12 protein-coding genes are annotated in these 10,054 nt (G+C 34.1%); 1 reads left to right on the forward strand and 11 read right to left on the reverse strand.

Annotation, left to right across the window (positions count from 1 at the left end; all coding sequences use genetic code 11):
* Window positions 1–163 precede the first annotated feature (163 nt).
* Complete coding sequence (metG, locus tag MKY81_RS04475; RefSeq protein ID WP_341116892.1) at window positions 164–2,128, reverse strand: methionine--tRNA ligase; 1,965 nt, start codon at window positions 2,126–2,128, stop codon at window positions 164–166.
* Window positions 2,129–2,589: 461 nt separating this feature from the next.
* Here metG and MKY81_RS04480 point away from each other — a divergent pair, with 461 nt between their 5' ends.
* Window positions 2,590–2,868: an AbrB/MazE/SpoVT family DNA-binding domain-containing protein gene (locus tag MKY81_RS04480; protein ID WP_066232973.1), complete on the forward strand. Its 279-nt coding sequence runs from the start codon at window positions 2,590–2,592 to the stop codon at window positions 2,866–2,868.
* 49 nt (window positions 2,869–2,917) lie between these two features.
* Here MKY81_RS04480 and rsmI read toward each other — a convergent pair whose 3' ends face one another.
* The 10 genes from rsmI to MKY81_RS04530 all read right to left on the reverse strand — a co-directional run bounded on the left by rsmI (window position 2,918) and on the right by MKY81_RS04530 (window position 9,931).
* Window positions 2,918–3,802: a 16S rRNA (cytidine(1402)-2'-O)-methyltransferase gene (gene rsmI, locus MKY81_RS04485; protein WP_341116894.1), complete on the reverse strand. Its 885-nt coding sequence runs from the start codon at window positions 3,800–3,802 to the stop codon at window positions 2,918–2,920.
* The gene (locus tag MKY81_RS04490) at window positions 3,777–4,550 is read right to left on the reverse strand and encodes a tRNA1(Val) (adenine(37)-N6)-methyltransferase (protein WP_066232981.1); all 774 of its coding nucleotides are present in this window, start codon (window positions 4,548–4,550) and stop codon (window positions 3,777–3,779) included. The genes rsmI and MKY81_RS04490 overlap by 26 nt, the downstream gene beginning before the upstream one ends.
* A gap of 131 nt (window positions 4,551–4,681) precedes the next feature.
* A complete protein-coding gene (gene yabA / locus MKY81_RS04495; protein ID WP_066232983.1) occupies window positions 4,682–5,059 on the reverse strand; it encodes a DNA replication initiation control protein YabA in 378 nt (125 codons plus the stop codon).
* An 11-nt stretch (window positions 5,060–5,070) separates the two neighbouring features.
* A complete protein-coding gene (locus tag MKY81_RS04500) occupies window positions 5,071–5,892 on the reverse strand; it encodes a PSP1 domain-containing protein (protein WP_066232985.1) in 822 nt (273 codons plus the stop codon).
* Complete coding sequence (holB, locus tag MKY81_RS04505; protein ID WP_066232988.1) at window positions 5,885–6,892, reverse strand: DNA polymerase III subunit delta'; 1,008 nt, start codon at window positions 6,890–6,892, stop codon at window positions 5,885–5,887. The genes MKY81_RS04500 and holB overlap by 8 nt, the downstream gene beginning before the upstream one ends.
* A gap of 14 nt (window positions 6,893–6,906) precedes the next feature.
* Entirely contained in the window at window positions 6,907–7,008 is a 102-nt protein-coding gene (locus MKY81_RS04510; protein ID WP_107920409.1) for a DUF327 family protein, read from the reverse strand.
* Window positions 7,002–7,331, reverse strand: coding sequence for a cyclic-di-AMP receptor (locus tag MKY81_RS04515; RefSeq protein WP_066232993.1), 330 nt, complete (start codon window positions 7,329–7,331; stop codon window positions 7,002–7,004). The genes MKY81_RS04510 and MKY81_RS04515 overlap by 7 nt, the downstream gene beginning before the upstream one ends.
* 156 nt (window positions 7,332–7,487) lie before the next feature.
* Window positions 7,488–8,117: a dTMP kinase gene (gene tmk, locus MKY81_RS04520; protein WP_066232997.1), complete on the reverse strand. Its 630-nt coding sequence runs from the start codon at window positions 8,115–8,117 to the stop codon at window positions 7,488–7,490.
* Between the two features lie 69 nt (window positions 8,118–8,186).
* Window positions 8,187–9,623 carry an aminotransferase class I/II-fold pyridoxal phosphate-dependent enzyme gene (locus MKY81_RS04525; RefSeq protein WP_341116897.1) on the reverse strand — a complete coding sequence of 479 codons (1,437 nt, stop codon included), beginning with the start codon at window positions 9,621–9,623 and terminating at the stop codon, window positions 8,187–8,189.
* 104 nt (window positions 9,624–9,727) lie between these two features.
* A complete protein-coding gene (locus MKY81_RS04530) occupies window positions 9,728–9,931 on the reverse strand; it encodes a sigma factor G inhibitor Gin (protein ID WP_108071130.1) in 204 nt (67 codons plus the stop codon).
* Window positions 9,932–10,054: the final 123 nt, after the last annotated feature.

Below are 10,054 nucleotides of genomic sequence, written 5' to 3' on the forward strand. Positions count from 1 at the left end.
TGATTCCTGATTAATCAATTAATTATAAGTGGATTTACTTTATTCAAATATAATGAAAAAAAGAAAATAACATAGAGGATTCCGTCGAAAAATGTTCCACGTGAAACATCACTATGTTATTTCCAATAAAATTGATGGAAAACTTTCCGTTTTTATATTACATTTACTTTACAATTGATCCATTAGGAAGGGTTTGGTCAACACTTGCAATTGAAAGAACGCCATCGTTTGATCCTGCTAAAATCATTCCTTGAGATACTTCTCCTCTTAATTTCACAGGCTTCAAATTAGTAACACATATTACCTTACGCCCTACTAAGTCCTCTGGTTTATAATATTGAGCTATACCAGAAACTACTTGTCTCTTTTCATATCCTAAATCTAATTGCAGTTTTAACAGTTTATCCGCTTTTTTTACCGGCTCAGCGTGAATAACCTCTGCCACTCTAAGTTCCACTTTCATGAAATCATCAATTGAAATTTCTGCTTTTGAAATATCACTTTTATCAGGTTCAGGTTTCTTTTCTTCTTTTTTAGTCGGTTCGCCTGCCATTTTTTCCTTAATGTAATTAATCTCTTCTTCTAAATCAAGGCGTGGAAAAATCGGTTCGCCTTTTGTCACAACCTTTATACCTTGTGGCAACAATCCAAAATCTATAAGACTTTCCCAATTTGTATTATCTTTGTTAGTTATATTTAACTGTTTGAAAATATTCATTGGCGTTTGCGTTAAGAACGGTTGCAGCAATATTGCAACTCGACGTAGTGACTCAGCTAAATGAACCATCACACTTGCTAATTCATTTCGTTTCTCATCATCCTTCGCCAACACCCATGGTTGTGTTTCATCTATATATTTATTTGTACGGCTAACTAATTCCCAAACAGAAGCCAATGCAACTGAAAATTCCATTTTCTCCATCGCTTCTTCATATTTTATAACCGTTTCCTTGTTTACGTTTAGCAATGATTCATCGAATGCAGTTATCGATCCTTGATATGTTGGAATGATGCCATCAAAATACTTATTGATCATCGCAACTGTGCGGTTTAGTAAATTTCCTAAATCATTTGCTAAATCGAAATTAATTCTTTCCACAAACCCTTCAGGTGTAAACACTCCATCCGAGCCAAAAGGTACCTCACGAAGTAAATAATACCGTAATGCATCTAAACCATAACGGTCGATTAGCGTAACAGGATCTACTACATTTCCCTTTGATTTTGACATTTTTCCATCTTTCATTAATAGCCAACCATGTGCGAATACCTTTTTAGGAAGCGGCAAATCTAATGCCATAAGCATAATCGGCCAATAGATCGTATGGAAACGAACAATTTCTTTCCCAACTAAATGTACGTCCGCTGGCCAGTATTTTTGAAACTTTGAATCATCCTCAGAACCATAACCTAAGGCAGTTATATAATTGGATAATGCATCAATCCATACATAGATGACATGTTTTGGGTTCCCTGGTACTTTTACTCCCCAATCAAATGTTGTTCTGGAAACTGCTAAATCCTCTAGCCCAGGTTTAATAAAGTTGTTAATCATTTCATTTTTCCTTGACTCTGGCTGGATAAATTCAGGATTTTCTTCATAGTATTTTAAAAGTCTATCGACATATTTACTCATTTTGAAAAAATAAGACTCTTCTTTTACCTTTTCAACGGGTCTTCCACAATCCGGACAATTCCCATTCACTAATTGGCGTTCAGTAAAAAATGATTCACATGGAGTACAATAAAGTCCTTCATATTGATCTAGATAAATATCGCCTTGCTCCATTAGTTGGTGGAATATCTTTTCTACTATTATCTTGTGGCGATCTTCCGTTGTACGAATAAAATCATCATATGAAACATCCAATTTTTTCCATAATTCTTGAATTCCAGCCACAATATTGTCTACATAGCCTTGAGGAGTTACACCGCCTTCTTCAGCTTTGCGTTGAATTTTTTGCCCATGTTCATCCGTACCAGTTAAATACATTACATCGTAACCACGTAGCCTTTTATAACGAGCCATTGCATCTCCTGCAACAGTCGTATATGCATGCCCTATATGTAAATTTCCGCTTGGATAATAGATCGGTGTTGTAATATAAAATGTTTTTGCCTTTTCCATTATTTTTGTCCCCACCTTTAAAAAAATAAAAATACTCTCACCCAATGAACGAGAGTGTATTAATGCCAATTTGGGCAAATCCTATTCATTTCCTCTATTAACACATCATTACCTCTTATACCTTCAAAATATACATAAATTTTCGCTTTTCTGCAACTTTTCTACCTATTCATCTTATTGCCTGTTCCAAACGAAGGAAAATGTAAACTATTGTCGAATTATCTATATATTAGTTTTAAATTTGTAAATTTATTGATTTTTTTTACTTAAAAACTATTAAGATTTTATATAAATATTGCTCTAAAACTATATATATCAACGATTTTACAAGTTTTACAAATTTATTTTTAATTAAAAATAATTATTGACGATTTTGGGAATCGTTGGTATGATAGATTCAGCGATAAAAAATATGTCGAAAAATGACGACAGATACTTTGAAAAATGAGAGGAGAAATAAAATGAAATCTACTGGTATTGTTCGTAAAGTTGATGAATTAGGTCGTGTTGTTATTCCTATTGAATTACGACGTACTCTCGGAATTGCAGAGAAAGACGCGTTAGAAATTTATGTTGATGATGAAAAAATTATCTTGAAAAAATATAAACCTAGCATGACATGTCATATTACCGGTGACGTTTCTGATGATAATGTTCAATTTGCTGGTGGAAAACTCGTTCTTAGCCGTGAAGGTGCTGAACAACTAGTTAAAGAAATTCAAAATGCATTCAACAAATAATAATAAAACAGGCATTCTACCAAGATAGAATGCCTGTTTTATTATATACCTATTTAACTTCCTCACGGTGGTATTTTTGATATACTTCCCTTTTTGGTATATCCCGGTCTTTCGCTACCTGCTTTATTGCTTCTTTAGAGGTAAAACTCCTTTGAGTTATGTAATGCTCTACATGATCAACGATATTTAACGTTTCCCACCACAATGATTCTGATTCTTCAATTGGTGTTGATCCCCCTTCAACAATGATACAAAATTCTCCCCTTACTTCATTACTCTCATACCATTCAATGACCTCTTCAATTGTACCACGCAAAAACTCCTCAAACTTTTTCGTTAATTCACGGCAAAGAACGATATTCCGATTACCAAGAACAGCGGACATTGCTTTTAACGTTTCCTTTAATCGATGGGGGGCTTCATATAAAATAAATGTCGAAGTTTGTTGGTTCAATATTTCTAATTCAGCTCTTCTCACTTTTTTATTTCTTGATAAAAATCCATAAAAATAAAAAGGTTGTGGGTTTATTCCGGAGGCAATTAATGCTGTTAGTGCGGCATTTGCCCCGGGCAAAGGAACTACAGTAATCTCTTCCTCCAACGAAGCGACAACTAATTCATAGCCGGGATCAGATATAGACGGCATCCCTGCATCACTCACAAGAGCAACCTTTTCCCCTAAAAGTAGACGTGACAATATTTGTTTCGAACTCGTTTCCTTATTATGTTCGTGATAACTTAAAATAGGGGTTTCAATTTCAAAGTAGTTGCATAACTTCTTAGTATTTCTTGTATCTTCTGCAGCGATAATATGAGCTTCCTTTAATATGCGAATAGCTCGAAATGTCATATCTTCTAGATTTCCAATTGGAGTGGGCACTAAATACAAAATCCCTTTATTCGTTTCATCATGGAAGCTTTTTTGAATTTGCATTTTCTTCCTCCTTCCCAAATAGTATTTCCTTTACCTCATTTGTATATTGATTATCCTCGTTATAAATATACAATGGAGGTAAAACCTTTAAATCGATATTTCCGTCTTTAATTCCTTCAACGAGTATTGTATTAGCTTCCTTCCCTTGTTTTGGATATACGAATCTTAGACGTTTCGGCTCTATGCGGTGTTTTCTCATAAGTGTGAGAATGTCTAATAATCTGCCGGGCCTATGGACAAATGCAGCCTTTCCACCTTGTCGTAATAATTTGCTGCTTACGATAATAGCGTCCTCTAGTGTGCATAAAATCTCATGTCTAGCAATTGCTAAATGTTCATTACTGTTTTTTTCACCTTTTGGCGGCGTTGAAAAATAGGGAGGATTACATGTTACAACATCAAATTTTGCTTGTCCGAACTTTTCGGGCATCTGTTTAATATCACCATGAATCATTTGTATTTGCTCACCTAACTGATTAAATTCAATGCTGCGTATTGCCATATCATAAAGTCGCTCTTGAATTTCTATCCCTTTAATAGACGCCTTTGTCCGATTGCTAATTAACAACGGAATGACCCCATTCCCCGAGCATAAGTCTATAATATTTCCCTTTTGAATTGGTAAGTAAGCGAAATTTGCCAATAGGACCGCATCTAATGAAAAAGAGAACACGGAAGGACTTTGAATAATTCTTAGATTTTCCGCAAGTAAATAATCAAGTCGCTCATCATCTTTAAGCATAACCATTATTCTTTCCTCCATGACATTAAATAGACATTAAAGAAGCCTTCCCATTATTAAGGAAGGCTACTCATTTAACTTTCATTATCTTGTAAGCATATATTTTCCTAAATAATTTGCGATCTTCATTCGATACATTACTTTTTATTTAAAAATGATAGACAAAACAAACAATCCTCATCTTTTCTCGGGCTACCAAAGTGAACATTGCAAATATGGAATCCTTCTTGATATAGTCTAGCTAAGTTATCATAACCTTCACCAATATCAAGTTCTTTATGATTGGAAATAGCTAAATGTCCTTTTCCATCACCTTGTTGCGAGGTGCCTTCTTGATTTATGGCATATTCTCCATTATCCAGTCGGCGACGCAAATGCTCATTTTCTATTTTTAGTGAATTGTTTTCTTCAATCATTTCCGCTAAATTTTTCTTCAATTCACCTAACTGCTGATATAAGTTCCCAATTTGAACTTCCATATTACTGACTGAATCGAAGAACTCTTTTTTATCCATAAACGACACCTCTACTCAGTGGCTTGGATCGATACGGTATCTTTACTAAGTAATTCATCCATTGTAAATTCTAGAACCCGCTCATCTAATTGAACCTGCAAAATCCGTTCTAAAATATTTAGTCCAACCACTTTTCCTAATCCTAAAGGAGTTTCAACTGTTTCCCCTACATCAGGTAGAATCTCCTTTGCAGATTCATATTCATCATTTTCATACTTCAAGCAACACATAAGTCTGCCACAGAGACCGGATATTTTAGTTGGGTTTAACGAAAGATTTTGATCCTTTGCCATTTTAATAGATACTGGCTCAAAATCACCTAAAAAAGTGGAACAACATAACATACGTCCACAAGGTCCTATTCCACCTAGCATTTTGGCCTCGTCCCTTACACCAATTTGACGCAATTCAATTCTCGTACGAAAAATTGATGCTAAGTCTTTTACAAGCTCGCGGAAATCCACACGGCCATCTGCTGTAAAATAAAAAATAACTTTATTACGATCAAATGTATACTCTACATCGACTAATTTCATATCAAGTTGATGTTCAATAATTTTTTCACAGCAAACCCGGTACGCTTCATTTGCTGCATCTTTATTTTCATCAACAATTAAATGATCCTTTTGATCAGCAATCCGAATGACTTTTTTTAAAGGTAGAACTACATCATTCTCTTCAACAGTTTTACGATTTGTAACTACTTTTCCGAATTCTACACCTCTTACTGTTTCAACTATAACAGAGTCATTTTTTTGAATTGAGAGATCTCCGGGATCAAAGTAATATACCTTTCCGGCTTTTTTAAATCTAACTCCTACTACATTAAACAAAGGTAGATCCCCCCTGCAATTTTAAGACAAGCTGTTCCATTAATAACTGCGGATTCATATTTCCGTGTAATTTGCGTTTTGCCTCTAAAATAGCAGCCATTTTGTTCGCAAGGATCACCGGAGAAAGGTGAATCACATCCCTTTCAAACTGGGCTTTCCGCTCCGGATATATTAATTGAATGTTTTTCCCTATCTGTATCGAAAGTAGATCTTTATAAATAAACAACAATAAGTCTAAGCCAAGATCTAGCTGATTTTTTTCCTTAAAATGATTATACCAGTCCTCTTGTAATTCAACCATTGCAAATAAGGAGCCTTTACCTAGAACCTCATATAATTTTAACACTATTTTTCGAGCTTGTGCAAACCAATCATCATTATTTAGCCTATTTGCTTCTAGAGGATCATTGGTGAGATTGGCTAATAATGGTGCTTGAGTAGGGGAAATACCATCTAAGATCAGTTTTTCTTGTAATTCATTAAATGAATACGGTTTAAAAGAAACAACCTGGCATCTTGAAAGAATAGTGGGAATAATTTGTTGTATTTGTTCAGTTATTAATATAGCTGTCGTTTGAGCATTAGGTTCTTCTAAAAATTTCAATAAACTATTAGCAGCATTGACTGTCATTTTATTCGCATGAACGATCGTATATAGTTTTTTCTTTGATTCAACCCCAGATTTACTAAATTCTTGTTGCAATGCTTTAATTTGTTCTTTTTTTATCGATTGTCCATCAGGCTCAAGAAAGTGAACGTCCGGGTGTGAAAGACTGTTTATTCGTCTGCAGTTGCTACATTGTTCGCAAGGATTCGTTCCATCAATTATTTCAAGACAAAATAAACTTTTAGCAAATAATAAACTTACTTCCTTTTTTCCTAACCCGGATTCACCTTCAAATAAATATGCATGTGCCACCCGATTTTTTAGTAAACTATTTTTGAGCGTTTTAGCCGCTAATGGTTGAACCTTCTCAAGCTCATCCCAAGTCGAAAACAAATTCCATCACTCTCTTACGTGTATATATTTAATATTAGTCCTTTGATTTCCCCGACTTTATCTAAAATATCAAGAGACGATTTCTCTTTTTTTATTACATAACCATGGACTAAAATTGTTCGAAACGTTCAACTGGAAGTACAAACACAGTTGCACCACCAACTTCAACTTCTACCGGATACGGGATATATGAATCTGCATTTCCTCCCATTGGTGATACAGGTGCCATTAATTGTTCTCGAGATTTGCAATTGTCGCGAATAACCTGCAATGCTTTTTCAACCCGGATATCCTCTGTACCAATCATTATAGTCGTGTTACCAGATTTTAGAAAACCACCAGTACTTGCAAGCTTTGTTACTCTAAAATTATGGTCTACCATAGCATTCATTAAACGAGCACTATCTTGATCCTGTACAACAGCAAGAATTAATTTCATAAAACTCCCCTCCCAAATGAGTAAGTTAATTAGTGTTTGTTTTATTATATCATTTATTTCTATATATGTATTTGCAATCAACTGTAAATAATCCTTTAAAAAGAAAACCTTGAAAGAATTTTTCCCTCAAGGTAAGTAATTTAAACCATCGCCTTTTTATTTATAAATTAATTGTTCTACTTTACTTTTTACTTCTTGATAAACACTTTCTAAAGGTTTACTCGCATCAACCTCATAAATTCGATGAGGAAATAAATCTAGTAATTTTCTAAACCCATTACGAACATTCATATGAAAGTCCATTTTTTCTAAATCTAGGCGATTTACTTCTCTCCCCTTATTTTCTTCAATTCGTTTAAGTCCTAGCTCAACATCTATATCGAAATATATGGTTAAATCCGGCATAACATCTTGGATAGCAAACTTATTAATAGAAAATACTTCTTCAATTCCAAGCTCTCTTCCTACACCTTGATATGCTAATGAACTATCAATAAATCGATCACAAAGCACAATTGCTCCTTGATTTAACGCAGGTATGACTTTTTCAATTAAATGTTGTCTTCGTGCCGCTGCATACAATAAAGCCTCTGTCCGGGCATCCATCTCGGTATTACTTTTATCTAAAATCACTTTACGTATTTGCTCAGCGATTCGTATTCCACCAGGTTCACGAGTCATAACAATATTTAATCCTCGCTGTTCTAATTCATTACCTAATTTATTCAAAACGGTTGTCTTTCCAGCCCCTTCTGGACCTTCTATAGTAATAAATAATCCACTCATAATAACCTCCGGCAATTCCATTCACGTACTATCTGTCGTATAGTATACAACATCTGAATGTTATTTAATTCACTTCTTTATGTAAACTGCAATTTCTCCACTTAATAATCGGCTGGTTTCCCCTTGAAACTTTGCATGTGCCTCTATATATTCCTTAATCAGCTCAATCCTCTTTCCGGTAATTACCTCCCCAGGTAATATGATTGGAATTCCTGGCGGATATGGAGTAATCATTATAGCCGCTATTCGATTCTCAGCGTTCTCAAAAGGAACCCACTCTATAGGTTGATCTGCCATTTCTTCATAAGATAGCGCCAAACTACCTATTTTATCATCCGATTCTACGATTAATCCTTGTATCTCATTTGGTTTTGGTTTATATTTTTCAAATACATTTTTAATTTTAACAAGTGCTTCATTATACGAATACGCCATATTCGTTTTAAGTAGCGGAAGAATAAATACTACTTGATAAGGGTCAGCCATCTCTATATAAATGTTTTCTTCTTCCAACATTCGTTGAAGCATATATCCCGAATAGCCTTTGTACCTAACAATTAATTTTAGCGGATCTTGTTTCATATTCCTATTTACCACTTCTACCCCTTCCAATTTACATAAAGAGGTGACAAAGGAATTTCTTTGACTAAGAGTATAATTTATATCTTCTTCATTGAAGTTGGCAATAAAATGGCGCGCAATATCTAACGTTGCCATAATTGGATATGACGGACTACTTGATTGTAACACTGAATAATAATACTCTACCTTACTTATAGAAATGGCATTACTATTAATATGTAAATAGGAGCCCATGGTCATAGCAGGAAGCATTTTATGTGCAGAGTGAACAACCATATCCGCGCCTAAATCAATTGCCGACTTAGGAAAAGGCTCACCTAGATGAAAATGTGGTCCATGTGCTTCATCTACTAAAATTACACCCTTATGTTGACGAACAGTATTTACAATATCCTCCAAATTTGATGCCATTCCATAGTAATTAGGATAAGTTAAAACTAAACCTTTCACATCCGTATATTGTTCAAAGGCATTTTTTATAATTGATTGATCAACACCCTCTGGTACAAAAGTATACTCACCTATCATTGGATCAATAAAAATTGGATATACTTTCGCTAAAGCTAGTGCATTCATAATAGATTTATGGCAATTCCTTTGCACTAAAACTTTATCACCAACATTAAATGCAGATAATATCATAATCAGATTTCCAACGGTGCTTCCGTTTACTAAAAAATAACTCCTTCTCGTACCATAATAATCGGATAAAAGCTTTTGGGCTTCTAAAATTGGTCCTTCGGGAGAATGTAAATCATCTAAACCTGATAACTCTGTAACATCATAGGCCAAGAATCTAGATAGTTCGGGGTACTCATTCTTAAGTAACATGCCATTTTTATGTCCCGGGACATGAAAAGATATTGGGTCATTCTTTAAAAATTTTTCTAATGCTTCATATATTGGTATACGGTTTTGATTCATTAAATTAACCTCACTCATATAACTTCCTTTATTGTACTATATTGATGTAAAAATGTTTCTTAAATACTGAAATAAAATAACCAAGCATCGGCTAATATGCTTGGTCATGAGTATATTTCAGGTTTAATCACTGATTTAAGTTGATTAATATAGTATTTGTATTTTGGATTATTTGTATCTGTTTGGATAATGTCCTTTTCACAATCAGAACAAATAAACGAAGTAAAAAGATGAATTCCTAAAGTCTTCGGTTGTTCACATACAATACATGTTTCATCAATATTTTTTCTTGCTAATGTTTCTCCCACTCCTCCACCTCCATACTATTTATTTTGTCCCACACTTTTCATTTGTATGCAATATTACTAACATTTTTAAAATAGGGAATTATAAAGTATACTTAATTGTATGATTATTATCTTCGTCCTGTG

The sequence above is a fragment of the Heyndrickxia sp. FSL W8-0423 genome, assembly GCF_038009395.1.
GTDB lineage: Bacteria > Bacillota > Bacilli > Bacillales > Bacillaceae_C > Heyndrickxia > Heyndrickxia sporothermodurans.